The 26607-nt window shown below is 62.6% G+C and carries 21 protein-coding genes, 1 tRNA gene and 2 pseudogenes; 14 read left to right on the forward strand and 10 right to left on the reverse strand.

Features of this window, described 5'->3' with window-relative positions:
- Nucleotides 1–23: 23 nt before the first annotated feature.
- The 5 genes and pseudogenes from U5O12_RS04485 (at nucleotide 24) to U5O12_RS04505 (ending at nucleotide 4017) form a co-directional block, all read left to right on the forward strand.
- Nucleotides 24–692, forward strand: a complete 669-nt coding sequence (locus U5O12_RS04485) for a histidine phosphatase family protein (protein ID WP_322577487.1) — start codon at nucleotides 24–26, stop codon at nucleotides 690–692.
- 335 nt (nucleotides 693–1027) lie between these two features.
- Nucleotides 1028–2216 (forward strand): annotated as a pseudogene (locus U5O12_RS04490) (ammonium transporter).
- A 25-nt stretch (nucleotides 2217–2241) separates the two neighbouring features.
- The gene (locus tag U5O12_RS04495) at nucleotides 2242–2589 is read left to right on the forward strand and encodes a hypothetical protein (RefSeq protein WP_322577488.1); all 348 of its coding nucleotides are present in this window, start codon (nucleotides 2242–2244) and stop codon (nucleotides 2587–2589) included.
- Between the two features lie 49 nt (nucleotides 2590–2638).
- On the forward strand, nucleotides 2639–3034 hold the full coding sequence (locus tag U5O12_RS04500) for a hypothetical protein (RefSeq protein ID WP_322577489.1): 396 nt from the start codon (nucleotides 2639–2641) through the stop codon (nucleotides 3032–3034).
- Nucleotides 3007–4017: a CapA family protein gene (locus U5O12_RS04505; RefSeq protein ID WP_416221445.1), complete on the forward strand. Its 1011-nt coding sequence runs from the start codon at nucleotides 3007–3009 to the stop codon at nucleotides 4015–4017. The genes U5O12_RS04500 and U5O12_RS04505 overlap by 28 nt, the downstream gene beginning before the upstream one ends.
- 2 nt (nucleotides 4018–4019) lie before the next feature.
- On the opposite strand, the gene U5O12_RS04510 is transcribed toward U5O12_RS04505, so the two are convergent.
- On the reverse strand, nucleotides 4020–4850 hold the full coding sequence (locus U5O12_RS04510) for a creatininase family protein (protein ID WP_322577491.1): 831 nt from the start codon (nucleotides 4848–4850) through the stop codon (nucleotides 4020–4022).
- 18 nt (nucleotides 4851–4868) lie between these two features.
- Nucleotides 4869–6887 carry an ATP-binding protein gene (locus U5O12_RS04515; protein WP_322577492.1) on the reverse strand — a complete coding sequence of 673 codons (2019 nt, stop codon included), beginning with the start codon at nucleotides 6885–6887 and terminating at the stop codon, nucleotides 4869–4871.
- Nucleotides 6888–6999: 112 nt separating this feature from the next.
- Between U5O12_RS04515 and U5O12_RS04520 the strand changes: the two genes are divergently transcribed.
- From U5O12_RS04520 to U5O12_RS04550, 7 genes are all read left to right on the forward strand, one after another.
- Nucleotides 7000–7329 (forward strand): DUF167 domain-containing protein, encoded by a 330-nt coding sequence (locus tag U5O12_RS04520; protein ID WP_322577493.1) that lies wholly within the window; start codon nucleotides 7000–7002, stop codon nucleotides 7327–7329.
- A gap of 44 nt (nucleotides 7330–7373) precedes the next feature.
- Complete coding sequence (locus tag U5O12_RS04525; protein ID WP_322577494.1) at nucleotides 7374–9614, forward strand: protein-disulfide reductase DsbD family protein; 2241 nt, start codon at nucleotides 7374–7376, stop codon at nucleotides 9612–9614.
- 7 nt (nucleotides 9615–9621) lie between these two features.
- Nucleotides 9622–10047, forward strand: coding sequence for a CoA-binding protein (locus tag U5O12_RS04530; RefSeq protein WP_322577495.1), 426 nt, complete (start codon nucleotides 9622–9624; stop codon nucleotides 10045–10047).
- Between the two features lie 49 nt (nucleotides 10048–10096).
- Nucleotides 10097–11248: a uroporphyrinogen decarboxylase gene (gene hemE, locus U5O12_RS04535; RefSeq protein WP_416221446.1), complete on the forward strand. Its 1152-nt coding sequence runs from the start codon at nucleotides 10097–10099 to the stop codon at nucleotides 11246–11248.
- A 374-nt stretch (nucleotides 11249–11622) separates the two neighbouring features.
- A complete protein-coding gene (gene priA, locus U5O12_RS04540) occupies nucleotides 11623–13761 on the forward strand; it encodes a replication restart helicase PriA (RefSeq protein ID WP_322577496.1) in 2139 nt (712 codons plus the stop codon).
- Nucleotides 13762–14318: 557 nt separating this feature from the next.
- On the forward strand, nucleotides 14319–14771 hold the full coding sequence (locus U5O12_RS04545) for a hypothetical protein (protein WP_322577497.1): 453 nt from the start codon (nucleotides 14319–14321) through the stop codon (nucleotides 14769–14771).
- A gap of 558 nt (nucleotides 14772–15329) precedes the next feature.
- The gene (locus U5O12_RS04550) at nucleotides 15330–15800 is read left to right on the forward strand and encodes a hypothetical protein (protein ID WP_322577498.1); all 471 of its coding nucleotides are present in this window, start codon (nucleotides 15330–15332) and stop codon (nucleotides 15798–15800) included.
- A 237-nt stretch (nucleotides 15801–16037) separates the two neighbouring features.
- Here the strand turns inward: U5O12_RS04550 and U5O12_RS04555 are convergent, their stop codons facing one another.
- Together U5O12_RS04555 and U5O12_RS04560 are read right to left on the reverse strand one after the other, a co-directional pair.
- Nucleotides 16038–16388 (reverse strand): hypothetical protein, encoded by a 351-nt coding sequence (locus U5O12_RS04555; protein ID WP_322577499.1) that lies wholly within the window; start codon nucleotides 16386–16388, stop codon nucleotides 16038–16040.
- Nucleotides 16389–16508: 120 nt separating this feature from the next.
- A pseudogene (locus U5O12_RS04560) lies at nucleotides 16509–17481 on the reverse strand (AEC family transporter).
- 162 nt (nucleotides 17482–17643) lie between these two features.
- Between U5O12_RS04560 and U5O12_RS04565 the strand changes: the two are divergent.
- Nucleotides 17644–19776, forward strand: coding sequence for an ATP-dependent helicase (locus tag U5O12_RS04565; protein ID WP_322577500.1), 2133 nt, complete (start codon nucleotides 17644–17646; stop codon nucleotides 19774–19776).
- Nucleotides 19773–20792, forward strand: coding sequence for a phospholipase A (locus U5O12_RS04570; RefSeq protein ID WP_322577501.1), 1020 nt, complete (start codon nucleotides 19773–19775; stop codon nucleotides 20790–20792). Before U5O12_RS04565 ends, U5O12_RS04570 begins: the two co-directional genes overlap by 4 nt.
- 34 nt (nucleotides 20793–20826) lie before the next feature.
- On the opposite strand, the gene U5O12_RS04575 is transcribed toward U5O12_RS04570, so the two are convergent.
- The 6 genes from U5O12_RS04575 to rsmB all read right to left on the reverse strand — a co-directional run bounded on the left by U5O12_RS04575 (nucleotide 20827) and on the right by rsmB (nucleotide 26605).
- Nucleotides 20827–21402 carry a hypothetical protein gene (locus U5O12_RS04575; RefSeq protein ID WP_322577502.1) on the reverse strand — a complete coding sequence of 192 codons (576 nt, stop codon included), beginning with the start codon at nucleotides 21400–21402 and terminating at the stop codon, nucleotides 20827–20829.
- Between the two features lie 211 nt (nucleotides 21403–21613).
- Nucleotides 21614–21689, reverse strand: a tRNA-Phe gene (locus tag U5O12_RS04580).
- Between the two features lie 24 nt (nucleotides 21690–21713).
- A complete protein-coding gene (locus U5O12_RS04585) occupies nucleotides 21714–22385 on the reverse strand; it encodes a response regulator (RefSeq protein WP_322577503.1) in 672 nt (223 codons plus the stop codon).
- A 35-nt stretch (nucleotides 22386–22420) separates the two neighbouring features.
- Nucleotides 22421–24694: a sensor histidine kinase gene (locus U5O12_RS04590; protein WP_322577504.1), complete on the reverse strand. Its 2274-nt coding sequence runs from the start codon at nucleotides 24692–24694 to the stop codon at nucleotides 22421–22423.
- Nucleotides 24691–25245: a DUF4390 domain-containing protein gene (locus U5O12_RS04595; RefSeq protein ID WP_322577510.1), complete on the reverse strand. Its 555-nt coding sequence runs from the start codon at nucleotides 25243–25245 to the stop codon at nucleotides 24691–24693. Before U5O12_RS04595 ends, U5O12_RS04590 begins: the two co-directional genes overlap by 4 nt.
- A gap of 34 nt (nucleotides 25246–25279) precedes the next feature.
- Entirely contained in the window at nucleotides 25280–26605 is a 1326-nt protein-coding gene (gene rsmB, locus U5O12_RS04600) for a 16S rRNA (cytosine(967)-C(5))-methyltransferase RsmB (RefSeq protein ID WP_322577505.1), read from the reverse strand.
- Nucleotides 26606–26607: the final 2 nt, after the last annotated feature.

The following is a 26607-nucleotide window of genomic DNA, read 5'->3' on the forward strand; positions in this document are numbered from 1 at the left end:
CCGATTCGGCTTAAATCTCCCCCATGGGAAATCTCTATTTGGTGCGCCACGGGCAGGCTTCTTTCGGGGCCGCGGATTACGACAACCTGAGCGAGCTCGGCCACCGGCAGAGCGTGCGGCTGGGGGAATACTTTGCGGGCAAGGGCCTGCAGTTTGAGGCGGTGATGACCGGCACGCTCAAGCGCCATGCCCAGACCTGGGCCGGCATCGCCAAGGGTGCGGGCCTCACGCATGAAGTGCTGGAATGGCCGGGCCTGAACGAGTACGACAGTGCGGCGGTGATCCACGCCATTCACCCTGCGCCGCTGGAGAAAGCAGATACGCCCGAGATGTACCGCCACCACTTTCGCCTGCTGCGCGACGGCCTTACGCAGTGGATGAATGGGGTGGTGAGCCCGCAGGGCATGCCGAGTTACGGCGCGTTTGTGGAGGGCGTGACCAGCGCGCTGGACCATGTGCGCCAGCGGCACACGGGCAATGTGCTGATTGTGAGCAGCGGGGGGCCCATCTCCACCGCCGTGGGACACATCCTGGGCACCACGCCCGAGACCACGATTGAGCTGAACCTGCGCATCCGCAACAGCTCCATCACCGAGCTGGCCTACACCCCCAAGCGCCACATGCTGGTGACCTACAACACGCTGCCGCATCTGGACGACGCAGCCTACGCCGACTGGGTGACGTACTCGTAGGCACGCGCCGGTGCCGACTGGCACGCCTTGTGCTTTGAAGCCTCTGTTGGACCGCACAGAGGAACACGATGCACCGATTCGGAACGAAGTGGGTAGCCCCTTGCTTGGGGGTATGGTTGTTGGCCTGGAGCCTGTCGGCCCCAGCACAAACAGCGGCTAGTGGCACGGTAGCAGATGCTCCTGTGGCCGCCTCGGCCCCGGCTGCGGCGCCCGTTGCAGTGCCCCCTGCGGCGGCACCAGCCGACACAGCGACCCCGCCCCCGGCTGCACCTCCTGCGCTCACCAAGCCCGGCTTGGTGCCCCAAAGCACCCTCAACGCCGCCGACACCGCCTGGATGATGACCAGCACCGCGCTGGTTCTGCTGATGACGCTGCCCGGCATTGCCTTGTTTTACGGCGGCATGGTGCGCAAGAAGAGCGTGATCAACACCATGGCCAGTGTGGTGGCGATTGCCGCCATGGTGAGCCTGCTGTGGTTTGCGGTGGGCTATTCGCTGGCATTTACCCCCGGCAGCGCCTGGCTGGGTGGCACCGACCGGCTGTGGTTCACCGGCCTGGGTTATTTGAAAGAAGCCGGCACGGTAGCGGTGAGCCATGTGGCACCGAATATTCCCGAGTCGGTCTATGCCATGTTCCAGCTCACCTTTGCCATCATCACCGGCGCGCTCATTGTGGGCGCCTTTGTGGAGCGCATGCGCTTCTCGGCCATGCTGTGGTTCATTGGTATGTGGTCCATCGTGGTGTATGCGCCCATTGCCCACTGGGTATGGGAGCCCGGTGGGTGGCTGGTGCAAATGGGGGTGCTGGACTTTGCAGGCGGCTCGGTGGTGCACATCAATGCGGGCATATCGGGCCTGGTGTGTGCCTACATGCTGGGCGCGCGCAAGGGCTATGGCACGCGAACCGTTTGAGCCCTTCAACCTGGGCCTGACCATGGCGGGTGCCGGCCTGCTGTGGGTGGGCTGGTTTGGTTTCAATGCAGGCTCGGCCGTGGCGTCGGACGGCCGCGCAGGCCTGGCCATGGCGGTCACCCACATTGCGGCCTCGGCCGGAGCCATGGCCTGGATGTTTGGCGAATGGATCATGCGCGGGCGGCCTTCGCTGCTGGGCCTGTGCTCGGGGCTGGTCGCCGGCCTGGTCGCCATCACGCCTGCGGCGGGTTTTGTCACGCCAGGCTCTGCGGTCATTTTTGGCGGCGTGGCCGGGCTGGCCTGCTACTGGGGTGCTACCGGGCTCAAACGCATGCTCAATGCCGATGACTCGCTGGATGTGTTTGGCGTCCATGGCATTGGCGGCATCGTGGGCTCGTTGATGACGGGCTACTTTGCCAGCAAAAACATATCGGGTGCAAGTGGCAGTGTGGCCACCCAGGCACTGGGCGTGCTGGTGGTGCTGGTCTACAGCGGCGTCATGAGCTGGGCGCTGCTGTGGGTGACCAAAGTGATTGTGGGCCTGCGGGTGGACGAAAACTCCGAACTCACAGGTCTGGATGTGTCTCAGCACCGGGAGCACATGGGAAGCTGAACGGTGAAACCCCAAGGAGTGTTGCATGTTGAACAGTGAAAAGCTGGCGATTGCCGCCCATTTGCATGTGCTGCTGCGCCGCAAGACCGGCCGCGTGACCGACACCGAATGGATGGCCAGCAACACCGAGTACGCCGCTGAAATTGTGCGTTTTGCCCGATCGGCAGCCGAGGAAGACGGCCACACCGACCTGGCCGAATGGGCCGCCAAGCTGGAGCTGGCCATGGTGCCAACCCACACACCCCGCTCCTCGCGCAGCAGCCTGTTTGGGGTGATTGGTGGCGTGGCCAAACCGGCCATGCCCGGCGCCTCCGACTCGCTCATGGGCGCCAGCGAGCAGGACGCGCACCGCTATATCCGCGGCATCCGCTAGCCCGCTCTCCGGGGGTAGGCCGCGTGCGGGCGTGACGCACAATGCCGGCATGCCCCAAATCCTGCACCCTGTCCTCGCCTGTGCAGCGGCCTTTGCCCTGACGGCCGCCCACGCCACCCCGACTCTGCGTTGCCAGCTCACCTACGCCGGCAGCACCCAAGCCCTGGACGCCACGCCGGTGCGCAATCCCTACCCCGTGGCGTCGGTGGATGTGGGCGGGCGCTTTCGCTTCAAGGCCGTGGTGGTGGGTGAAGGCACACTGTTGGAGTACATCAAACTCTATGCCTACCTGGACACCAGGCGCCAGCCCGTCTTGGTGCAGCAGGCCACCTACCTGCCGCCATTCGCCAACACCCCCTCGTTAACCGGCAAACAATTCGTCTATGCCGGTGAGGTGGAGCGGGAACTGCAGTACGAATGCAGCTTGCAGGGGGTGGCACCGTGAAAACCGCACTGCACTACTTCGCAGCCTTAGGCGTGGCGCTCGGCCTGTCCACCTCGACCGCGCTGGCGCAAACGCCGCCAGTGACACTGGTGTTCGCCGGCGACATCGTGCTCGACGACGATGCGGGCCGCATGATCGAGCGCGGGCAGGACCCGTTTGCGGGCTTTGCCACAGTCTTTAAAAACGCAGACATTCGTCTGGGCAATCTGGAATGTGTGGTGGCCACCACCGGATCGGCCGGCGAGAAGAACTACACCTTCCGTGCCCACCCACGCGTGCTACCCGTGCTCAAGCGCCACTTTGACGCCATGGCCCTGGCCAACAACCACTCGGGCGACTACGGGCGCGAAGCCTTTGCCGAGATGCTGGGCCTGATGCGCCAGGCCAAGTTGGACTACTTTGGCGGCGGCCACACCCTGCAAGAAGCGCACACCCCGCTGATCATCGAACGCAAGGGGCTGCGTATTGCGCTGCTGGGCTACAACGAGTTCATGCCGCGCAGCTTCGAGGCCGACTTTGACGCCCCCGGCTCCGCCTGGAGCGAGGACGAACAGGTGGTGGCTGACATACGCGCCGCCCGCAGCGTGCACAAGGCGGACCTGGTGATCCCGGTGATGCACTGGGGCTGGGAAAACGAGCCGGTGGCCAATGCCCGCCAACGCCAACTGGCGCGCCGGATGGTGGATGCAGGGGCGGACGCGGTGATTGGTGGCCACCCACATGTGACGCAAGACATCGAGCACTACCGGGGCAAGCCCATCGTCTACAGCGTGGGCAATTTTGTGATGAAAGAAACCGACAACGCCAACCAGCGCGTGGGCTGGGTGCTGCGCCTGCGCCTAGACGCCGCCGGGGTGCAGGCCTTTGACACCCGCGTGGCGCGTATCGACCTGCAAGGTATTCCCACCCCCGACCCCAGCACCGCCAGCCCCTGCTGGCAGCGCGGCGACAGCGCCGTGGGGCAGTGCCGCAACCTGGACTAGCGCTAGGCCCGCAACGTATCGGCCGGTAGCTGGTGGATTTCAGCCAGCGTTTGCGCCAGTGCGCGACCCGCAGCGTCCAGCACCGCCCGACCTTTTTCTGCGGTGGCGGCGGCGGCATTGCCCACCGCACCAGACGGGTTGTAGTCCTGGATCTGCCAGCCCAGCTTGGCGCTTTTGCCATTGCCCAAAATCGCAAAGCGTTTGGCACGCTCTTCGGAGGTGGAGGCAAAGTTCTGCGCCTGCGCCTTGGCCACCTGCTGCGGCGCCAGGGCCAGCATCATGGAGGTTTCGATCTCGCCCGCATGGATGCCAAAGCGGTGTTCGTGCGCGCTGAACAGAGCGTTCACATCCTCGCCAGCCGGGCCTACCAGCGGCAGGCCAAACCAGTTCACGCTGTAGACCAGCATGCCAAGGCGGGCACGCAGGTCACGGGCCACCACATCCAGCAGGCCCACCTGACCGCCATGTGAATTGAGCAGCACCAGCTTTTTCACGCCGGTGGCCGCCACACTTTCGCCCAGCTCGGTCCACAGGCGGATCACCGTCTCGGCTTTGAAGGTCAGGGTGCCGGCAAACTGCGCATGCTCGGGGCTGAAGCCCACGGCTTGGGTAGGCAAAAACAGGGCGGGCACCTCGGCCGCAATGTGCGGCACTGCGGCGGCCACCACACCATCCACCAGCGCCGTGTCCACGCGCAGCGGCAGGTGCGGGCCGTGTTGCTCGGTGGCGGCAACGGGCAGCACGGCGATGGTGGCGCCCAAACGGCCATCGGCGCGGCACTGCGCAAAGTCGCGGGTGCTCCAGTCGGCCCAAAAAAGGGAAGGGTTATGCATGCGCCTATCTTAGGCGAGCTAACGCGCCAAGGCCTCGGGCTCAGACGGATCAAATGCCACCGCAGGCGCGAGGCGCGGCAACACCATGCTGAAGGTGGCGCCCTCGCCCGGGCTGCTGGCCACATGCACAGTGCCTCCCAGCGATTTGGTCACCAGGTTGTAGACGATGTTGAGGCCCAAGCCACTGCCGCCCTGGCCCAACTTGGTGGTGAAGAAGGGGTCAAACACCCTGGGCAAGTGCGCCGCAGGAATGCCTGCACCGTTGTCACGCACCATCAAACGCACCGCACCCTCACTCGTCAGACTGGCGCTGACCTGTACGGTGCCGCGCTCCACGCCCTCGAACGCGTGCAGCAGGGCGTTGTTGATGAGGTTGGTCAGCACCTGCCCCAGCGGGCCGGGGTAGCTGTCCATCACGATGCCATCGGCAATGTCGCACTCCACCTGGTGGTTGGACTTGCGGATGGTGGGCCCCAGGGTGAGCAATATCTCGCTCACCGTAGCCTGCAGGTCAAAGCTGCGGCGGTTCAGGCTGGTCTGGTCCACCGCCACCTGTTTGAAGCTGGACACCAGTTCGGCGGCGTGCTGCAGGCCACGCATCAAAATGCCCGCGCCTTGCCGGGTGTTGCCGACAAACTCTTCCAACTTGCTGCGGGTGAGGCCCTGGGCCATGGTGTTGGCAAAGCTGTTGGCATGGTCTTGCAGGGTGCTGGCCACGGTCAAGCTGTTGCCAATGGGCGTATTGAGTTCGTGCGCAATACCGGCCACCAGGGAACCCAAGGCCGACATTTTTTCGGCCCGCACCAGCTCACTTTGCGCCGCGGTGAGCTGGGCCAGTGTGCTGGAGAGCTCCTGCGTGCGTTCTTGCACGCGGTGCTCCAGGGTGGCGTTGAGCTGGAGGATGTTTTCTTCGTAGCGGTGTTTGGCGGTGATATCGTCAAACGCCATGATGAGCACCCGCTCCCCGCCCAGTACCACCATGCGGCCTGACAGCTCGCACAACATCTCGGCCCGCGTGACGCCGTGCAGCATCCAGGCGCGGTAGCCAATCAACTCGCCACGCTCTTGCAGGATGCGGTTGCCTTCCTCGCGCTGTGCAACGTCTTTCCAGATGCCAGTGCGAGAACCATTGGAGCCAATCGCCACTTCGCGCTCGATACCGAACACCCGCACCCAGGCGCTGTTCACATCCATGGTCTGGATGTCGTGATCCACCACCCGCGAGACCGACATGGACACCGGCGAGGCATCAAAGATCGCCTTGAATTTGGTCTGGCTGACGCGCAAAGCTTCTTCGGTCCGGGCCCGCTCGGTCAGCTCTTGCTGCAGGGCCTGGGTCTTGTGCTCGCGCTCGGCCATGAGCGCGGCCAAGTCCATGCGCATGGTGTCCAAGGCGTGGGCCAGCTCACCCATCTCGTCTTTGCGCTGGGGCGACAGCGGCAGGGCCAGTTCGCCGCGCGCCAGCCGGCGGGCGTCTTCGCGCAGCTCCAGCAGGGGCTTGAGCACCCGGCGGTTGAACAGCGGCCAAATCACCAAAAACGCCAGCGCCATTTGCAACACCAGCGCCAGCGCAAAACGCAGCAGGTCTTGGCGCATTTCGCGCTCGATGCGCTGGGAGGTCATTTCCACCGTGAGGCGGCCCACCCGGGTGCCGTTGTAAATGATGTCGCGCTGGTCGTTGAGTGTGGCACCGGGAGACAGGTTGTCGTTGTGCTTGCGCACAAACACGTCCCGAAACTCGTCGGTCACCGTCACGCTGACCACATCAGGGTTGCGCATCACGGCATCCACCAGCTCGCTGGCCACACCGCGGTCCAGGTTCCACACCGCCACGGCCATGCCGCGCGACAGCACCTCGGCGTACTGGCGCATCGGCGCCTCCACGCGCAGGGCCACTTCGGTCTGGAGCTTGGCCGTGACCTGGAAATAAGCCAAAAACAGCGCGGGCAACAAAATGCCCAGCGCCACGCCCAGCATCAGCGTCTGGCGCAAGGACAGGACGGGGAAACGCGCTGCAAAACCGGCTGGCTGGGGCAAAACTGCTCACTCCCTGGTGATGAAAGCTGTGGTGGTCTGGGCAAAGTATCAACGCCCACCTTGGCAATGGTCAAGCAAAAGGCATTCGCACCGCCCCTACTATGATGCGCGCATGTCTTCCCAGCGCCCCCGCAACGCCACTGGCGACTCCTTTTTTGCCTGGGAGGGTGACACCCTGATCGTCAACATCCTTGGCAAACCGGCCGCCAGCAAAGACGCCATCGGCAAACGCAAGGGCACCCAGCTCAAGGTGAGCGTGACCGCTGCGCCGCAGAACGGCAAAGCCACCGACCACATGGTGCGCTTTTTAGCACCCTTGTTTGGCGTGGCGGTGACAGACATCACCGTGGTCTTTGGCCAGGAAAATGTGAACAAGCAGCTGCGCATCCGTGCGCCCCGCAAACTGCCCGCTGTATTTACCACCACAGCCCCGCCTCCGTGAGGCACCTCCGGAACTATTGGACGCGCCGCAGCTCCCACCCCGCAATGACCTCGTTTTCTTACCGAATCCCGCGCTCGGCTTTCTGGCGCATCCTAGTTGCTCTCGTTTTTATAGCTGCTTGCGCAATATCCACGGGCGCCAGAGCCCAGTTTGACACTAAAGCCGGGGCGGCCACGGCGGTGGTGCAAACCGAGCAGGTGCGCGCCGAGCTGCTGGCCTACGCGCCCCAGGGCGTGGCGCCGGGCGCGCAGGTATGGCTGGGTCTGCAGCTGCAGCACCAGCCCCAGTGGCATACCTACTGGAAGAACCCCGGCGACTCCGGCCTGCCCACCACGCTGGCCTGGACCCTGCCCGCCGGCGTGACCGCAGGCGAGATCGCATGGCCAACGCCGCACAAGATTGCCATTGGCAGCCTGGCCAACCTGGGTTTTGAGGGCACGGTGCTGCTGCCGGTGCCGCTGACCATTGCGCCCGACTTCCGCCCCAGCGGCCTGGCGCAGGACCTGGAAGTGCGTGTCTCGGCCAGCTGGCTGGTGTGCCGCCAAGAATGTATTCCGCAAGACGGTGAATTTGCGCTACGCCTGCCCCTGCGTGGCTCCACCGCGCTGCACCGGGCCAGTTTTGAGGCGGCCTGGGCTGCCGCGCCCAAACCGTTTGCAGGTGCCATGCAAGCCACGGTGTCTGATACTGGCATGGCCCTGCGCGTGAGCGGCCTGCCTGCCAGTTGGCGCGGCAAGGCCCTCAACGCCTTCCCCGAAACCCACGAACTGCTGAACACCCCGGCCCTGCCCGGCGACGGTGATGCGGTCACGTCCGGCACGGCCACCCAAGCCGGCACCCAAGGCTGGCAAGACGGCGTGTGGACCGCCCAGGTGCCGCACTCAGCCCAGCGTTACACCAGCCCTGCCACCGTGGCTTGGGTATTGGTGCAAGGGAATGATCGCCTGCGCACCGAGGCCGCCGTGCAAGGCGCATGGCCCGCCACCGCCGCCCGCGCCGAAGTGCCCGCTGCGCTGCAAGCCGCGCTGGCCGCCAATGCCCAACAAGCCCAAACCACCGCCCCGGCCATGCCCGGTGGCCTGCTGTGGGTGCTGGCCACGGCCTTGCTGGGCGGGCTGATCCTCAACCTCATGCCCTGTGTGTTCCCGGTACTGGCCATCAAGGTCTTGGGCTTTGCTACACAGAGCGGTCAATCGCGTGCGGCCCAGCGGGCGCAGGGTCTGGCGTACACCGCCGGCGTGGTGATGTCGTTTCTGGCGCTGGGCGGCCTGCTTCTGGCGCTGCGCGCAGGCGGCGAACAGCTGGGTTGGGGCTTTCAGTTGCAAACGCCGGGCGTGATCGTGGCGCTGGCGCTGCTGTTCACCCTCATCGCCCTGAACCTGGCCGGTTGGTTGAACGTGGGCAGCGTGCTGCCACAGCGCCTGGCCACCCTGCAGCTGCGCCACCCGGTGGCCGAGGCGTTCTTGTCGGGTGTGCTGGCGGTGGCCGTGGCCTCGCCCTGCACCGCGCCCTTCATGGGCGCCTCGCTGGGCTACGCCATCACGCTGCCGGGCGCGCAGGCGCTGGCCATTTTTGCAGCGCTGGGCCTGGGCCTGGCCCTGCCCTACCTGCTGGCCAGTTGGGTGCCCGCCGTGGCCCGCTGGCTGCCCAAGCCGGGCGCCTGGATGGACACGCTGCGCCAGTTTTTGGCCTTCCCCATGGCGGCCACGGTGGTGTGGCTGGTGTGGGTGCTGGGCCATCTGAGCGGGGTGGACGGCGCCGCCAGCCTGCTGCTGCTGATTTTGGGCGTGTGCATGCTGGTCTGGTCGCTGGGCCTGCGAGGCCGCAGCCGCACTCTGATTGCTAGCATTTCGATAGCTATTTGCGCAGTATTCATGGGCACTACAGCCCAATATGGCTTGAATTCCGAGCCCCCTGCCGCCGCGGCTACGGCGGCCCCCGGAGCGACAGACTGGCAGCCCTGGGCGCCCAACAGCGTGCAAGCCGCGCTGGCGCAAGGCCAGCCGGTGTTTGTGGACTTCACCGCGGCCTGGTGCATCACCTGCCAGGTGAACAAGAAGACCACGCTGACCCACGCTGACGTGCAAGCCGACTTTGCCGCCAAGCGCGTCACGCTGCTGCGCGCCGACTGGACGCGGCGCGACCCGGCCATCACCCAAGCACTGCAGGCCCTGGGGCGCAGCGGTGTGCCGGTGTATGTGCTGTACGCACCAGGCAAGGCGCCCGTGGTGTTGTCCGAAATCCTGACGCCTGGCGAATTGCGCCGCGCCATTGCCACCTTGTGAGCGCCCCATGCCTGCTGCCGCCCTGACCGAAGCCCAGACCATTGCCCAGCTGGTGCGCACACCGCTGACCGTTGCTGTGGTCGGCCTCTCGCCCAAACCGCACCGCGACAGCTTCAAGGTCGCACAGTACCTGCAGCGCCAGGGTTGGCGCATCGTGCCCATCAACCCCAATGCCATCGAGATCCTGGGCGAAAAGGTCTACCGCAGCCTGACCGAGGCCGCCGCCCACGAGACGATTGACCTAGTCGATGTGTTTCGCAACAGCGACGACGTGCCGCCCGTGGTGGACGAGGCGATTGCCATTGGCGCACCGGCCCTTTGGCTGCAGCTGGGCATACGCCACGACGCGGCGCTGGCCCAAGCCCGGGCTGCGGGCCTGCTGTGTGTGCAGGACAAGTGCCTGCTGGTGGAGCACGCCCGCCTCTCGCCTTGACTTGAGGCAAGACAAAGGCCGGGTGGGGCCGAACTGCGACAATCGGTCCATGACCGACACCACCCCGTACGCTCCCGCCGCCCTGTCTTTCGACACCCTGCACAACCCCAGCTTTTTGCAAGCCTGCATGCGCCAGGCCACGCCCCACACCCCCGTGTGGCTGATGCGCCAAGCCGGGCGCTACCTGCCCGAGTACGTGGCCACACGCGCCACGGCCGGCAGTTTCATGGGCCTGGCCACCAACCGCGACTACGCGACCGAGGTGACCCTGCAGCCGCTGGACCGCTACCCGCTGGACGCCGCCATTTTGTTCAGCGACATCCTGACCGTGCCCGACGCGATGGGCCTGGGCCTGTCATTTGCCCAAGGCGAAGGCCCCCGTTTTGCCAGCCCCATCAAGAATGAGGCCGATGTGGCCAAGCTGGAAGTGCCAGACATGGCCAAGCTGCAATACGTGTTTGATGCGGTGAGCAGCATCCGCAAGGCCCTCACGGTGGACGGCAAGGGCCGCGTGCCCTTGATCGGCTTTAGCGGCAGCCCGTGGACACTGGCCTGCTACATGGTCGAAGGCAAAGGCAGCGACGATTACCGCTTGGTCAAAACCATGCTGTACAGCCGCCCAGACCTGATGCACCGCATGCTGGCCATCAATGCTGACTCGGTGGCGGCCTACCTGAATGCCCAGATCGACGCGGGCGCCCAGGCGGTGATGGTGTTTGACAGCTGGGGCGGCGTGCTGGCCGATGGTGCGTTCCAGGAGTTCAGCCTGGCCTACACCGCACGCGTGCTCAAGCAGCTCAAGCGCTTGGGCACCGACGGCAAGGTGGTGCCCCGCATTGTGTTTACCAAAGGCGGCGGCTTGTGGCTGCAGGACATGCAGGCGCTGGACTGCGAAGTGCTGGGCCTGGACTGGACTGTCAACCTGGCCAAAGCCCGCGCTTTGGTGGGTGGCCTGGAGAACGGCCCCGGCAAGGCACTGCAAGGCAATATCGACCCCAACGTCTTGTTTGCGCCACCGGCTGCTATCGAAACCGAAGTGGCCAAGGTGCTGGACAGTTTTGGCACGCCCTACCAGGGCAGTGGCACCGGCCCCACGCACATCTTTAACCTGGGCCACGGCATCAGCCAGTACACCCCGCCCGAGCACGTGGCGGCGCTGGTTTCGGCGGTGCACGCGCACTCCAAACGCCTGCGCGGGTAATTCCGCTACCACGATTTGTGCACCAAATTCAAGTTCCACAAACTTACTTATGCACAAAAATGGGGGGGCTAGGGTTATCCCTTCCCCCACATGGGGGACGCCCGCTACAAAAGAAATAGCGCGCGTAAGTGCTTGATTTATAAGGAATTTGAAGTTTGCTTTTTTTCTGGGCATTGCAATGCAAACCCTTGATTTACAAGGCTTCGGCAGGGGCAAAGCGCAGATATCAACAAAGTTATCCACAGAAAACGTGAACGAACTGTAAAGCGCTTTGAAATCAAGCACTTAGCCCCTTTTTCACCAGTTCACATCAATAAATTAACCCAAGTGCCGACCCGCCCCTGCTCCACCGTTGCCGAACTGGTGACCCTCCCATGAGTCACTGGTTGCCCGTGCTGGTGAATACGCCTGCGCACGCCGCGCTGGGGCCGGTGCTGACCTACCAAAGTGAGCAGCCGCTACCCGCCGGCACGCTGGTGCGCGTGCCCCTGGGCAGCCGCGAAACCCTGGGCGTGGTGTGGGACAACACGGGAACCGAAGCCACCGGCGAGTTCGATCCCAGCAAAGTACGGGCGATTGCGGGGGCGCTGGAGGGCATTGCGCCGCTGTCGGCCCAGTGGCAACAACTGCTTACATTCACGGCCAGTTATTACCAGCGATCGGCAGGCGAGGTGGCCCTGGCCGCCCTACCGCCGCAGCTGCGCGAGCTGAGCCCCGAGCAGATGGCGCGCCGACTCAAGCGCAAAAAACCGGTGGAGGGTGCGACCGGCGCTGTGCTGGCCGTGCCGGTGCTGACGCCCGAGCAGGCCACGGTGATAGGCCAGATCGACAGCCACCCCGGCCCCTTCCTGCTGTTTGGCGCCACCGGCAGCGGCAAAACCGAGGTCTACCTGCACTGTGTGCACAAGCTGCTGGCCGCCGCCCCGGACGCCCAGGCGCTCATCATGGTGCCTGAGATCAACCTGACGCCGCAGCTCGAAGAGCGCTTCAAGGCGCGCTTTGCGCCGCTGTATGGTGAGGAGGCGGTGGTCAGCCTGCACAGCGGCATGACCAACCCGCAGCGGCTCAAGAGCTGGCTGGCGGCTCATGGCGGCGCGGCGCGCATTGTGCTGGGCACGCGCATGGCGGTGTTTGCCAGCCTGCCCAAACTGCGCCTCATCGTGGTGGACGAGGAACACGACCCCAGCTACAAAAGCAGCGAAGGCGCGCGCTACTCGGCGCGTGACCTGGCCATCTACCGCGGCAAGCTCGAAGGCGCCCAGGTGATTCTGGGCTCGGCCACGCCCTCGCTGGAGAGCTGGCACCACAGCCGCCCGGCCGGGGAAGGCGGGCGCTACCTGCGCCTGCACATGCCCAGCCGCGTGGGTGAGTCCAGCAAGCTGCCGCTGGTGCGCCGGGTGGACATGAACCACCAGCCACGCAAGGCGGTGTTTTCGCTGCCGCTGATCGATGCCATCAAGGAGCGCGTGGCGCGCGGTGAGCAGGTCATGGTGTTTCTGAACCGGCGCGGCTACGCCCCCGTGCTGGCCTGCGACGACTGCGGCTGGAAGAGTGAATGCCCGCACTGCAGCGCCTTCCGCGTGTTCCACAAGATCGACCGCACCCTGCGCTGCCACCACTGCGGTTTTACCGAGCGCGTACCGCGCGCCTGCCCGGACTGCGGCAATGTGGACATTGCGCCCATCGGCCGTGGCACCGAACAGCTGGAAGAGCACCTGGCCGAGCTGCTGGTGGACGTGAAACGCGCCGGCTCGGTCACCCCCCAAAACCCCAGGGGCGAGCACCTGCGCATCGCCCGCATCGACGCGGACACCACGCGCCTGAAAGGCGAACTGGAATCCCAGCTGGCCGCCGTGCACGCGGGCGATGTGGACGTGCTGGTGGGCACGCAAATGATTGCCAAGGGCCACGACTTTCGGCGCATCACCCTGGTCGCGGCGGTGAACCCCGACAACGCCCTGTTCAGCAGCGACTTCCGCGCACCCGAGCGCCTGTTCAGCCTCTTGATGCAGGCCGCCGGCCGGGCCGGGCGGGATGCGTCACTGGGCGCGCAGAGCGAGGTGTGGATCCAGACCTTCCAGCCCACCCACCCGCTGTATGCAGCGCTCAAGAAACACGACTACCCGGCCTTTGCCGAGCAGCAGCTGAAAGAACGCGAACAGGCCGCCATGCCGCCCTTCAGCGCCCAGGCCCTGGTGCGCGCCGACGCCAAGACGCAGGAAGCCGCGCAAGCCTTTCTGAACGCCGCCCGCACGTTTGCACAAACCGAGATGCTGGAATGGGAGGGCTGGGCCCCGCTGCTGGACCAGATCACGCTCTACCCCGCCGTGCCCATGACCATCCAGCGCGTGGCCAATGTGGAGCGCGCCCAGATGCTGATCGAAAGTCCCTCGCGCGCGGCGCTGCAGCAGTTCCTTAACGGCTGGCAAAGCGTGCTGCACGCCACGCGCGGGCAGCCGGAATGCAAGGGCCTGATCCGCTGGGCGATTGATGTGGATCCGCTGGCGATTTGAGTGCCTTTTAGGGCTACAGCCCCCGTATTAATTGCGCGAGCAGCTACTTTATTCATAGCAAAATCGTGCATCCTGAGACCGTCGCAGGATGTAAGGGCCACAGAGCAACCCATTGTTCCGGTCCAAACCCAACCAGCAAACGCGATTGGACTGCACCATTGATCGTCGGTTTCGTGCCCTGGCAGGTTCCGGTCGTTCGTGAAGTTCCTCTAAAGCAGGCATTGAGCTTGCAAAAGAGCATTTCCACCGCGATGGAAAAGGCTTGGGTTTTGGCGACTTTGTGGTCGAATTTATCGATGCGCAAATGATCGAAAAGTGGCTGCAGGCCAATGGAATCAAGGCATTGACGGACATCTCTACAACGGGTTGAACAGCAACGGCCGTTTTATCCAGCGTGCTTGCAGGGTTTGTCCTGAATTTATCCGGGGGCGGTGGCAGGGAGCTCTGCACAATCAGTTATAAAACAAGGACTTACAAAAAACGGGAGTGAAAAAATGATCGAAGCAAACTTTGTTGATAAGACAGGTTTCACTCGTATATCAAGTTAAAGCTCACCGATGCGATCCGCCAACGTTTATCAACTGCGAGACCGGTACTTTGTTTACCCGCTGCGAAAGACCACGGCTGGGGTTTGGTTGGCATCCGCTGAATTCGTTTCTATGCCTCTTTCCGCGCTGGACAATGACCTGGGGGCAGCCGTTTTGGCGGCACTGCAGCAGTCGGATGGCGTCGTTCCACATCCAACCTCTTGGACCGAAGTCGCCAACTCGCGACTGCGGGCAGCAGGGGCCAAGTCTGAAAAAACATTTATGACAAATGCTCGTTTGGTAGCCATCAAGTCCACAGACTTGATAGAACTCGAACCACACATGAACGGGGGGGCTAAAGGTCCCCAAAAAGGCTTTTCTCCGGTGCCCGGCTGCTCTTCGACCTTGCCCACCAATGCCAGCTCGGAAGAATTGGGTGTGGCCATTCGAAAGAGTCTTGGAGCCTGTGGCAGTGAGCTTTAACCAGTTGATCGACGCAGACACCCAGCAGAAAATGGCTGCTGCGCAGCAGTTGCTGTGCGCTAGTCATCGCCAACGTTAAACCGCTATGCCAAGGACGATCTACTGTTGGCGCTGTCGCATGGATATGCCGATGCTCACAGAGGAAGAATGGGAACAGGTTGGTCCGCATTTGGCAGATGGGGTCAGTCAAATCAAACGCTATCGCGAGACGCATGGTTGTTCTTTGGCCGAAGCAACCACGAAGGGCTTTGGGCTTGAGGCACTTTTGGCCTATGAGAGGATTACGGGGTTCAAAGAAACAAACGCCAATGCGCTTTTCCACCACCGGCTGAGTATGTTTGGTCCGCCTTGTCACTCGTGTGGTGAACTACTTCGCACGCCACAAGCTCGTTTCTGCGCTAGTTGCAGCGCAGAGCGGCAACCGACTGAGGCAGTCGGGCAATGAGTGATTCACGACCGCCGTTTAACCTTTCGGCCCACATGGACACGCAACCAAAGGCTGCCGCTGTGCGGCACGGGTTGCGTCCCAGTGGCCTCCAACGTTAAACGGCTAGTGCAATGCCGCCAGAGTCTTCAACCATCCTATTTCGCAGCGATCTCTTTCAGGTCGATCCACGAGAAGACGAGGAAACCAATCCGTTCTGCTATGGGCGCTCATTGGCTGAGTGGGTAAGTAGCAAGTTCCAAGAGATGGGTTACGAACCTGAGCCAGTCATTGCGGAAGATTGGGGGTGGTGTGTCATGCTCAGACGCGAACCATTCATGCTGTGGGTTGGGTGCGGCAACGATAGGTCGGAGTTCTATAGCAAAGTCACGCCTGAAGAGAATGCATCCTTTGTGCCTGATGGTCGAGCGATCGAATGGTCCTGCTTTGTTGGAACTGATGCCCCAATTTGGACACCTTTCTTTTGGAAGAAACTGTTTGGTCGTGCAAGCACCGTTGAGCAAGTTCGTGTCGTGACTGACCAGCTTCGAGCCATTCTTGCTAAAGAACCACGAATACGTGTCTCCGATGAAACATCCGTTTAACAGGTCGGCCCACGCGGACACACAGCAGCGGGTTGCCGCTGCGCGGCGTATGCTGTGCGCCGTTGGCCTCCAACGTAAAGCGCATGGATATCCCGTCTGCTTGCCGAATCGTTTGAGCGTGCAAGCAAGCGTGCACCAGGGAACGGGGGCTTTCGAACAAAATCAGGTCACAGCCCTTATGCACGCTGCGCGAGCAGCTATCTATTCAATAGCGCCCACTTGCCTTGTGGCCCGCAGTCAGGATTTGTCCGACCTGGTTCCGTAGGGCAAGGCCTGCTCGTCACGCACCTCGTGCGCCTGCACATCCACCACATCCGCAACACCTGCCCCAGGGGCAAAGCCCCCGGCGCCTGCAGGTCCGGCACGCCAGCCGCCTTGCTTGAACTGCTGGCGGGCCTGGTTGAAGCGCTGGAAAGTGGTGACAAACACCGGCTTGCGGCCGGTGAGCAGCGCCTTGAGCAGCACCAACACGAGACTGAGCAGGCCCACGATCAGCAGGCTGGTGATGAACACCAAGGCTGCGGCCAGCAAAGCGAGTTTCAGCACCGTGCGCAGCACGGCGGAGACGACTTGAGAAACAAGATTCATGCGCCTATTGTGCCCGCCCAGGCAAAACCACCAGCAAACCTGGGGGCAGCCCAAATTTCAAGCCAAATAAGCCTCTAGCCCCGGTGGAATATGCGCGAGCAGCTACTAAAACAATAGCGCCTATATCCCCACCATCAGCGCCACCGCCCCCGAGAAGGTGAAGAATGCTGCCGCGGTGGACACCAGGATGATGCGCGCAATACGGCCGTTGTCGGCGCCAAAGCGCTCAGCCAAGAGGGACACATTGCTGGCGCTAGGCAGCGCGGCCAGCAGTACCAACACGGTCAGCGCAAATTTGTCGATGGGCACGCCCAAGCTCACCGCCGACACGCCCACCAGCAGCACCAACAGCGGGTGCAAAAACAGCTTGATGAGGGCGACGGGCACGTACTCTTGCCAATGCACCTCGTGGGTTTTGTCGTCCTTGGCCAGCATTTGGGAGCGGGCCAGCACCGCACCAATGGTGAACAGCGCCACCGGGGAGGCCGCGTCGGCCAGCAGCCCTACGGTGGTCACCACGGGCTTGGGGAGCTCCAATTGCAGGGCCGACACCAGCGCGCCCAGCAAGATGGACCAGGGCATGGGGTTGGCGGCCACGCCTTTGAGCGCGTTTTTGGCGGCCTGGGTGGCGGACACCCCATCGGTGCCGCCCAGGCGCGAGAGGGCAATGCATAGCGACGAGGTGATCACCATGTCCACCAAAATGGTGACGATGGCGGGGCCCGCAGCCTTGGCGCCCAGGAGGGCCACCAGCAGCGGCACGCCCATGAAGCCAGTGTTGGGGAAGGCGCCCACCAGCGCGCCAAAGGCGGCGTCGTTCCAGCCAATGCGGCCATGCAGCGTGACGGCCACCACAAAGCCGACCATGACGAGGGCGCACAGCAGGTAGGTGAGCGCCACCTGCACGTCCAGCAACTGCGCGATGGGTGTGCTGGCGCCAAAGCGGTAGAGCATGCAGGGCAGCGCAAAAAACAGCACAAACCCGTTGAGCCCGGGAATGGCCGCCAGCGGCAGCATGCCGCGGCGGGCGGCGAGGTAGCCACACAAGCACCAGGGCGAAGAAAGGGAAGGTAACAGTCAGGATTTGCAGCACGGCCTCCATTGTGGCGGGGTTTGGGGGCTGGGCCTGCCACCGGGCTGACAAGCAACGCACCCAGGGCACGGGTTTTGCTGACCCGTTAAGATGGCGCGCCGGCCCCTTCGGGATCGTTCCCGCTCCCTTCCGGCGCTCCCACTTTCTTCTCTCGCGTTACCCATGTCTGCCCCCTCCCCCAACGCCAACCACGGCATGAACCCCGCACAGCAAGAGGCGGTGAACTACCTGCACGGCCCCTGCCTGGTGCTGGCCGGTGCGGGCTCGGGCAAAACGCGGGTGATCACGCACAAGATTGGGCGCCTGATCCAGATGGGGCTGCCAGCCAACCGCATTGCCGCCATCACCTTTACCAACAAGGCCGCTGCCGAAATGCGCGAGCGCGCCAAGCAGCTGATCGGCCGCGCCGCCAAAGACGTGCTGGTCTGCACCTTCCACGCGCTGGGCGTGCGCATGCTGCGCGAAGACGGCGCAGTGCTGGGGCTCAAACCCCAGTTCAGCATTCTGGACAGTGACGACGTCACCAGCATCCTCAAGGACGCGGGTGGCACGGTGGATGCGGCCACGGCGCGCCAGTGGCAATGGACCATCAGCGCCTGGAAGAGCGCGGGGCTCACCTCCACCGAAGCGCTGGCGCAGGCGGCGGATGACAACGAACGCATCATCGCCACGGTGATGGGGCGCTACGAAGAGCGGCTGACGGCCTACCAGAGCGTGGACTTTGACGACCTGATCAGCCTGCCGCTGAAACTGCTGCGCGACTACCCCGAGGTGCGCGAGCGCTGGCAGGCCAAGCTGGGCCACGTGCTGGTGGACGAATACCAGGACACCAATGCCACGCAATACGACGTGTTGAAGCTGCTGGTGGGCGAAAAGGCGCGCTTCACCGCAGTGGGCGACGACGACCAGTCCATCTACGGCTGGCGCGGCGCCACGCTGGACAACCTGAAAAAGCTGCCGGTGGACTTTCCCACCCTCAAGGTCATCAAGCTGGAGCAGAACTACCGCTCCACCAGCGCCATCCTGCGTGCGGCCAACAATGTGATTGGCCCCAACCCCAAGCTGTTTCCCAAGACCCTGTTCAGCGAACTGGGCGAGGGCGAGCCAGTGCGTGTGGTGGATGCCGACAACGAAGAACACGAGGCCGAGCGCGCCGTGGCCCGCATCCAGAGCCTGCGCGCCGAAGGGCTGGCCAACATGCAAGGCAAGCAGTACAAAGAGTTCCGCGACTTTGCCGTGCTGTACCGCGCCAACCACCAGGCCAAGCCCTTTGAGAAAGCGCTGCGCAAGGCTGGTATTCCCTACAAGGTGTCGGGCGGGCAAAGCTTTTTTGACCGTGCCGAGATCCGCGACCTGTGCGCCTGGTTTCGCCTGTGGAGCAACAACGACGACGACCCGGCGTTTTTGCGCGCGGTGACCACGCCCAAGCGCGGCATTGGCCACACCACGCTGGGCACACTGGGCGTGTACGCCAGCCAGTACAAGCTGAGCCTGTTTGAGGCGCTGTTTTCCTCGTCCCTGGCCGCGGCCCTCAGCGCCAAAGCGCTGGGCAGCCTGCACGAGTTTGGCCGCTACATCAACGACCTGGAGTTCCGCGCCCGCCACACCGAAGGTGCCGAGGCCGCCACCGCCTTCATGGCCGAGTGGCTCAAGGAAATTGGCTACGAAAAACACCTGTACGACGGCGAAGAGAGCGAGAAGGTTGCCGCCGCCAAGTGGACCAATGTGCTGGAGTTTTGCGACTGGATGGCGCAGCGCTGCGGCGGGCAGATTGAAGACGCAGCGGGTGTGACCGCGCGCGAGGTCAAAAGCCTGCTGGAAGTGGCGCAAACCATCGCCCTGCTCTCCACCATCAGCGAGCGCGAGAAGGACCAGGACGTGGTGACACTGTCCACCCTGCACGCCTCCAAGGGGCTGGAGTGGCCGCATGTGATGCTGGTGGGCGTGACCGAGGGCATGCTGCCCTTCAAGCTGGGCGACGGGGCCGACAGCCTGGGCGGCTCCAGCATGGCCGATGAAGCGGCCAATAAAGACATGGCCACCCGGCTGCAAGAAGAACGCCGCCTGATGTACGTGGGCATCACCCGCGCCCAGCGCAGCCTGGCTGTGAGCTGGACGCGCCGCCGCAAAAAAGGCCGTGAGATGGTGGCGGCCCTGCCCAGCCGTTTTATTGCCGAGATGGGCCTGGACCAAGCCACCGTGAAAGAAGACCCGCGCGAGAAACTGCGCGCCCTGCGTGCCGAGTTTGCCGCCAAAGCCCAAGCCAACGCGGCCCAAGCCGCTGCCCTGAAATGACCCAACGCACTCTTTTTGCTCTGTTTTTTATAGCTACTTGCGCAATATCCACGGGCGCATTGGCTCAAATTGACACCAATGCGCTGGCCAGCAACCAGCCGGTGGCAGAAACCCCTGCGGCGGTGAACACCCCGATTCCGGTGGAAGTGGTGAGCTGCAAAAACCCGGCCGCCACACCGCTGTCGCGCTTTTGGGAACTAGAGCCCGCCAGCGACTGCGGCACCTTTGGCATCCGGGGCTACCGGCCCATCAGCCTGTCCGTCATCGGATCGGACAGTGTGAATACCGCCCCCAGCTCTCCGACAGCGGGGCACACTGCCAGCTTTCAGCCTTACACCACCACCGAAACACGCATCCAGCTCTCGGTGCGTACCAAGGTGGCCCAGGGCCTGCTGACCGGTGGCGACCCGAACCGGCTTGACTCTCTATGGTTTGCCTACAGCCAGCAGTCGTATTGGCAGCTGTTCAACGCCGACCTGTCACGCCCCTTTCGCGCCACTGACCACGAGCCCGAGCTGACCTACATCTTTCCGCTGGAATCGGCCCTGCCGTCGGGCTGGCGCTTGCGCTACGGCGGCGTGAGCCTGAACCACCAGAGCAACGGCCAAAGCCTGCCGCTCTCGCGCAGCTGGAACCGCGTGATCGCCCGCGCCGGGCTGGAGCTGGGCAGCAAGGTGGCCATCAATGCCAGCCTCTGGCAGCGCCTGCCCGAAGACGCCGCCAGCGACGACAACCCGGACATCGAAGACATGGTGGGAAGGGCCGAAGTGGCAGCGGCGTGGAACATTGACCCCAGCAACACACTGGCACTGACGTTGCGTCACTCCCTCAAGGGCGAGGGCAATGGCTCAGTCCGGTTGGGCTGGTTGTACAAAATCGGGAGCGCCAGCAACCATAGTGATCGCAGCAGCCTGCGCTTCCATACGGAGCTGTTCAGCGGCTACGGGGACTCATTGATGGACTACAACCGCCGCCGCACCGTGCTGAGTGTGGGACTGACGCTGCTGGACTGGTAAGGTCTGAACGCCCAACCGCACGAAGGCGGGCGGGTTAGCCGCGATGGCCGCTGTATCCGGTGTGGAACGACGAGTCGGCAAACCCCAGCCCGCCACCGGGATCGGACGGCCCAAACTCGGCGTCGTGCAGGTCCGCCAGCACCAACATGGCATCCGCCGCTTCCTGATTGAAGCCGATGCGGGCGTTGCCCATGCCATCGCCCCCATTCATGATCAGCTTGTTGATATAGACACTGCATTCCTTGTAACCCCACAGGGTGCGGATCGTATTGGCAATGCGGTGGTGGTGTAGCTCCACAATGTCCAACGCCGCTTTCATGCGCATAGCTGGCGTCGCTTCTTCCAGACCCATGGGTTGGGTAGGCAGCTCAAGGTCGGGAAACGCGTCTGCCGCTTTGGCTTGGCTGCGCGCACGAGGTTCGGGCGCAAGCGGCATGGCCGTGGAAATAGGGGGCAGGTCGACAAACCGCGAATCTTGCTCTGCCAAAGCACTGTCCCACAAGCTCCAGGCCGTATCAGGGTCGTCCTCCTTCACCTCCAAGCCGCGCGAATCCGGCGCGTCCTTGGCGGGATCTGGCTTGTCACCTTTGCCCCGAAACATGCTGAACATGAGTGCCCCTCGTGTTGTCGGCTGCATGTTACTCCAGCCCGTTTTATTTTGCCAACCTGCCTTGCCATCTGCTCAACGAGGCTCGTCACTGGTTACAAGCGTAACGCCGAGCCATCTTAGCAACAAGAGCCCGTGTGGACTACGCCAGGGGAAAGACCGTAGCGAATGGGCAAAAAAAATGGCTTCCATTGCTGGAAGCCATTTTTAGGTTTGGTGGCCTGGGGCGGAATCGAACCACCGACACAAGGATTTTCAATCCTCTGCTCTACCGACTGAGCTACCGGGCCTGAGCCTTGAATTATAGCATCAGTTTAAGGGCCATTTCGTTTGCCGCGGGTCAGATCCACGCCCAATTGTTTGAGCTTGCGGTACAGGTGGGTCCGCTCCAGGCCGGTTTTCTCTGCAACCCGTGTCATGGAGCCATTTTCTTTGGCCAGATGGTATTCAAAATAGGCCTTCTCGAACTCATCCCTCGCCTCGCGCAAGGGTTTGTCCAGCATAAAGCGCTGCTCGGAGACCGGCCCTGCATCCACTGTGGCAACGATGACTGCAGCGGGCGACACTGCGAGCTCGGTGGCCTGCAAACTGGCCATGGGCAGTGGGGCTGTTTTGCGCAAATTGTTGCGCGCCAACCCTTGCTCTACCGCCTTTAGCAGTTTTTGCAGGGTGACCGGTTTTTCGAGGAAGGCGAGCGCGCCGATTTTGGTGGCTTCTACTGCGGTATCAATGGTGGCGTGACCGCTCATCATGATGACCGGCATGGTCAACGCACCGGTAGACGACCACTCCTTGAGCAAGGTGACACCATCGGTGTCGGGCATCCAGATGTCCAGCAACACCAAGTCTGGGCGCTCGCGCAGGCGGGCAGCACGGGCTTGCGCGGCATTTTCAGCAAGCTCGACGGTATGGCCCTCGTCATTGAGAATTTCCCAGAGCAATTCCCGAATGCCGTGCTCGTCGTCTACTACCAGTATGTTTGCCATTGTTAGCGCAGTCCCTTTGATGCCCTTGTCCGCACTCAACCTTGTGCGCTGTGATCTATGGCCAATGATAACGACACTTGTGCGCCAGTTACCTTGCCTTCCGAGATGCGGTTGGTGATATCCACTCGGGTGCCATGTTCATCCGCAATTTTCTTGACTACCGCCAAACCAAGTCCTGTGCCTTTGGCTTTGGTCGTGACATAGGGCTCAAATGCACGTTTGAGGATATGGTCGGGGAAACCTGTGCCCTGGTCTTGCACTGACAGGCGTACGCGGTCCGCTGCAGCAAGGTGTTGGGTACGCAGAATGACACGGCCCGGCGCAGGCAAGTTTGCGGATTCGGTCGCGTCCTGGGCGTTTTGCAGCAAGTTGTGAATGACTTGCCGCAGTTGTTGGGCGTCACCGCGGACAGGGGGACAGGCTTCGTCCAGATCTGCAACCAAAACTACCTTGCTGGCATCAGACTCATAGAGCTGAAGGACATCATGCATCAGTGCATTCAAATCCACGGGTTTGAGTTCTGCGGAGGGCAGTCGTGCGTAATCGCGAAACTCGTTGACCAGGCGTTTCATGGCATCGACCTGGTCAACAATGGTTTTGACCGATTTGGTTAGGATGGCCAGTTCGGCACCTTCCAGCTTGCCAGCCAATTTCATTTCCATGCGCTCGGCAGAGAGCTGAATGGGCGTCAGAGGGTTTTTGATTTCATGGGCCAGACGGCGCGCCACTTCTCCCCACGCCTGGGCCCGCTGTGCCGACACGATTTCAGAAATATCGTCGAACACCAGCAACCGTTGCTCGCCCGGCAATTCCGCACCACGTGCCACCAGTGTGACAGCTCGCTCAAATGGGCTTTGAACCGCTGCCTCGCCGCCCAGCTCAAAGGACTGCTGCCAGTGGTCCAATCCGTGCTCTGCGCGGTTGGTCAGGTACTGTGCGAATTGGTTGTGCACCGCGTCACCAAAGGATTGCAAGCCCGGAACATTGGCCAGGCGCTGGCCTTCATACGCGGCCAAAGGCAATTGCAGTATGCGGGTGGCTCCGGGGTTGGAGGACACAATACTGCCGTCAGCAGCCAGCACCACTACCCCAGAGGTCAAGTTGTCCAGAATGGTCTGCAGGTTTGCGCGGGCCGCATCTACTTGCGACATGCTGGTTTCCACCGAGCGTCGTGCATCCGCGAGCTGCTGTGTCATGGAAGCAAAGGCGCGCGTGAGCCCCCCCAATTCATCCCGCCCTTGCATGGCAAGCTTGGGAGTCAAATCCCCCGCAGCCACCTGACTTACCCCCTCAGTCAACAGCAACAGGGGCTTGGCGATCTGGTTGCCCAACACCACAGCCAGCAACACGGCACCAAACACTGCCAGAAAAAGGCTGAGAGTAAGGGTGCCGATGTACATGCGCTTGAGACCTTCCCGGGCCAAAGCACGCTCCTGATACTCCCGATTGGCGGCTTCGACCGCCATGGCATTGGCTACCAAGCTCGCGGGCAATGCGCGCGATACCAACATATAGCGGGTCTCAGCAGACAAACCCAGCACTGAGCTGGACACTGGCACCAGCGCCTTGATATGGGCGTTGGCAAGCGCACCGGGTACAGCGTCTTCCAAGCCCTCAACCCACGCCAGTGCCCGCTCTTGTCGGGCCGCTCTGAACTGACTGGAACTCGGCTTGTCCGGACTCAGCTGGAAACGCGATTGCCCGACACTGGCAATGAGCTTGCCAGCACCTGTCCAGACCGTGATGTCGGTGGCACCCAACTGGTCTAGTAACCGTTCCGCAACTTCGCCTGTCGCAGCATCGCTGGTTTCCACCAGCTGGTTGGACGCCGCACGTGATTTGGTGGCCAAGTCATTGGACAATGTTTCCAAGGTGACCCGCCCCAAACTGAGCCCAGCCTCCAATGCTCCCTCTACCTTGACGTCAAACCATGTTTCGATAGAGCGGGATACGAACTGATAGGACACCACATAGATCAGCAGACCGGGCATGACCCCAACGAGCGCAAAGATGGTGGCTAGCTTGACCAACAAGCGGCTGCCAAATCGCCCCTGCCGCAGACGGGCCATCAGGCGATACCCGACCCAGGCAATAGCCACGCCCAGCACAGTCGCCACCACCACGTTCACCACAAACAGGCGCGCGTAGTTCTGCTCATAAAGTTCACGGTTGTTGGTGGCCTGTGTGAGCAGGTAAAGCAACAGCAGACCAATGAGTACCATGGCCGCAGCTCCCAGGGCCACTGTGCGTCGTACAGCACGCGATGTCTGGGGCCTGGGACTGGCTTCCAGAATCTCCAAAGGTTTCATTTGGCGGCCTCGGGCGCCAGAAACTCGGAGCGCACAACGGATATGTCCCACTCAGACTGACCGATGGCTCCAATCTGGAAAGGCCGAGGTAACTGCCCGAGGTCGAGCCGAAAACGGAATTCAAACCGGTAGCGAACTGCAGGGTCAAGCTCGTTGGCGCCCGCCACACGCCAACGCGAAATGCGTTTGATTGCGGCCAAGGCTTGCTGCAAGGTATCAAAACTTTGATTCAAGGCAAGCCCCTGGCCTGTGGCGCTGGCGGCGCCCGAACTGATATTCAGTCGCCAGCGCCGCGTCAGTGGCTGAAACGCAAGCCTGAAATGACGCGCAGAGGTGGCAACCGACTTGTCATACCAATACCAGCGCTCGCGCAGCAGTTCCGTTTCGGCAACAAACACCATGGGAATGCCTTTGAGCAAAGCTTCTTCCACGGTGCTGGACAATTCAAACTGCAATTGGGCCGTAACACTGACCTCTTCACTATCGCGTTCCAGCTCAAAACCCGTGAGCTCCGCAGCCGCATGGCCCTTGCCAAGCAATGAAAAACTCAAAAAGCAGACGATCAAGAGCCAACGCAGGCCGAACTCAGGCTTTGCGTTTCTCAAAAAGTGCATAGAAAAAACCGTCGTGGTCACCCAGCGAATTGTCAGCGACAACCTCTCGCGCAGGGCTGCTGTGCGGCAGCAAATGCCCCGGGGACGGCATCAAAGCAGCGTCAGTGTTGTGTACAAGAAACGCTTGTACTTGGGCATCGCCCTCGGCGCGGAATATCGAGCATGTGCAAAACAACAGGCGCCCGCCGGGCTTGACCAAGGGCCACAAGGTCAACAGGAGCTGTCGCTGGGTCGCTGCCAGTTGGGCAACGTCACTTTCGCGGCGCAACCAACGGATATCGGGGTGACGCCGCACGATGCCGGAGGCGGTGCAAGGGGCGTCCAGCAAAACCAGGTCGAACAGGCTGCCATCCCACCAGGTCTGCACAGCCCCGGCATCCGCGACAATTACCTGAGGACTGAGTCCCAAGCGCTGCACATTGCTACCAATCCGTTTCGCTCGGTCAGCATCCACTTCGAGGGCGACCACTTCGGCATCCGTGATTTCCAGCAAGTGGCCAGTCTTGCCGCCAGGTGCGGCGCAAGCATCCAATATGCGCCATGGGCCTGGTGCAAGATAACCCTCAACCAACAAAGGGGCCGCCACCTGGGCTGCAGCGTCCTGCACCGAAACCCAACCGTCTTCGAAACCCGGGATAGCTTGTACTGGCGCGGCGCGCTGGAGTTCGATGATATTGGCGGACAAATGCTGCCCATTCATGCCAGCGGCTTGCAGCAATCCGAGATAGGTTTGAGGGTCCTTGCGCCGTGGATTCACGCGCAAAGTCATGGGGGCATGCTGATTCGCAGCCCTCAGTATGAGCTCCCAATGCTGAGGGTGGTCTTTTTGAAGCCGGGCGATCCACCAGCGTGGGTGATTCCACAAGGCGACCGGATCAAGGTCTGTGGCGGCAACTAGCGCATCGCGCTCCCGCAAGAACCGACGCAGGCACGCGTTGATGAAATTTGCTTGCGCATTCGTCGCTGATTGACGTTTGGCGGCTTCGACGGCTTGATTCACGAGCGTAAACGCGTCGTAGGCATTGTCTTCAATTTGCCAAGTCAGCGCCAGAGCCGAACACAACAATGCGTCAGCCAGCGGCGGGGGCGCTTTGCGGACCAGTAGCGCCCGCAGTGCCTGTGCGCGGCCCCAGTTCCGCCACACGTAGAAGCACAGGGCTTGGACACCACTTCGCAATCCGGGGTCGACGGTCTCCAATACCGATGTGCCCGAGGCGCCCGACATGACAGCCTGGTTCACACGGGCCACTTGTTGGAGTTGCTTCCAAAGAGGGGGGGCGTTTACAGATTGATTCATAA

Origin of the sequence: Rhodoferax sp. (assembly GCF_034519335.1) — a bacterium.
Classification (GTDB): Bacteria; Pseudomonadota; Gammaproteobacteria; order Burkholderiales; family Burkholderiaceae_C; genus Allorhodoferax.

Coding starts and splice junctions, on each gene's coding strand:
- U5O12_RS04485 (WP_322577487.1), top strand. CDS start 24: ATGGGAAATCTCTATTTGGTGCGCCACGGGCAGGCTTCTTTCGGGGCC.
- U5O12_RS04495 (WP_322577488.1), top strand. CDS start 2,242: ATGTTGAACAGTGAAAAGCTGGCGATTGCCGCCCATTTGCATGTGCTG.
- U5O12_RS04500 (WP_322577489.1), top strand. CDS start 2,639: ATGCCCCAAATCCTGCACCCTGTCCTCGCCTGTGCAGCGGCCTTTGCC.
- U5O12_RS04505 (WP_416221445.1), top strand. CDS start 3,007: ATGCAGCTTGCAGGGGGTGGCACCGTGAAAACCGCACTGCACTACTTC.
- U5O12_RS04510 (WP_322577491.1), bottom strand. CDS start 4,850: ATGCATAACCCTTCCCTTTTTTGGGCCGACTGGAGCACCCGCGACTTT.
- U5O12_RS04520 (WP_322577493.1), top strand. CDS start 7,000: ATGTCTTCCCAGCGCCCCCGCAACGCCACTGGCGACTCCTTTTTTGCC.
- U5O12_RS04525 (WP_322577494.1), top strand. CDS start 7,374: ATGACCTCGTTTTCTTACCGAATCCCGCGCTCGGCTTTCTGGCGCATC.
- U5O12_RS04530 (WP_322577495.1), top strand. CDS start 9,622: ATGCCTGCTGCCGCCCTGACCGAAGCCCAGACCATTGCCCAGCTGGTG.
- hemE (WP_416221446.1), top strand. CDS start 10,097: ATGACCGACACCACCCCGTACGCTCCCGCCGCCCTGTCTTTCGACACC.
- priA (WP_322577496.1), top strand. CDS start 11,623: ATGAGTCACTGGTTGCCCGTGCTGGTGAATACGCCTGCGCACGCCGCG.
- U5O12_RS04545 (WP_322577497.1), top strand. CDS start 14,319: ATGCGATCCGCCAACGTTTATCAACTGCGAGACCGGTACTTTGTTTAC.
- U5O12_RS04550 (WP_322577498.1), top strand. CDS start 15,330: ATGCCGCCAGAGTCTTCAACCATCCTATTTCGCAGCGATCTCTTTCAG.
- U5O12_RS04555 (WP_322577499.1), bottom strand. CDS start 16,388: ATGAATCTTGTTTCTCAAGTCGTCTCCGCCGTGCTGCGCACGGTGCTG.
- U5O12_RS04565 (WP_322577500.1), top strand. CDS start 17,644: ATGTCTGCCCCCTCCCCCAACGCCAACCACGGCATGAACCCCGCACAG.
- U5O12_RS04570 (WP_322577501.1), top strand. CDS start 19,773: ATGACCCAACGCACTCTTTTTGCTCTGTTTTTTATAGCTACTTGCGCA.
- U5O12_RS04575 (WP_322577502.1), bottom strand. CDS start 21,402: ATGTTCAGCATGTTTCGGGGCAAAGGTGACAAGCCAGATCCCGCCAAG.
- U5O12_RS04585 (WP_322577503.1), bottom strand. CDS start 22,385: ATGGCAAACATACTGGTAGTAGACGACGAGCACGGCATTCGGGAATTG.
- U5O12_RS04590 (WP_322577504.1), bottom strand. CDS start 24,694: ATGAAACCTTTGGAGATTCTGGAAGCCAGTCCCAGGCCCCAGACATCG.
- rsmB (WP_322577505.1), bottom strand. CDS start 26,605: ATGAATCAATCTGTAAACGCCCCCCCTCTTTGGAAGCAACTCCAACAA.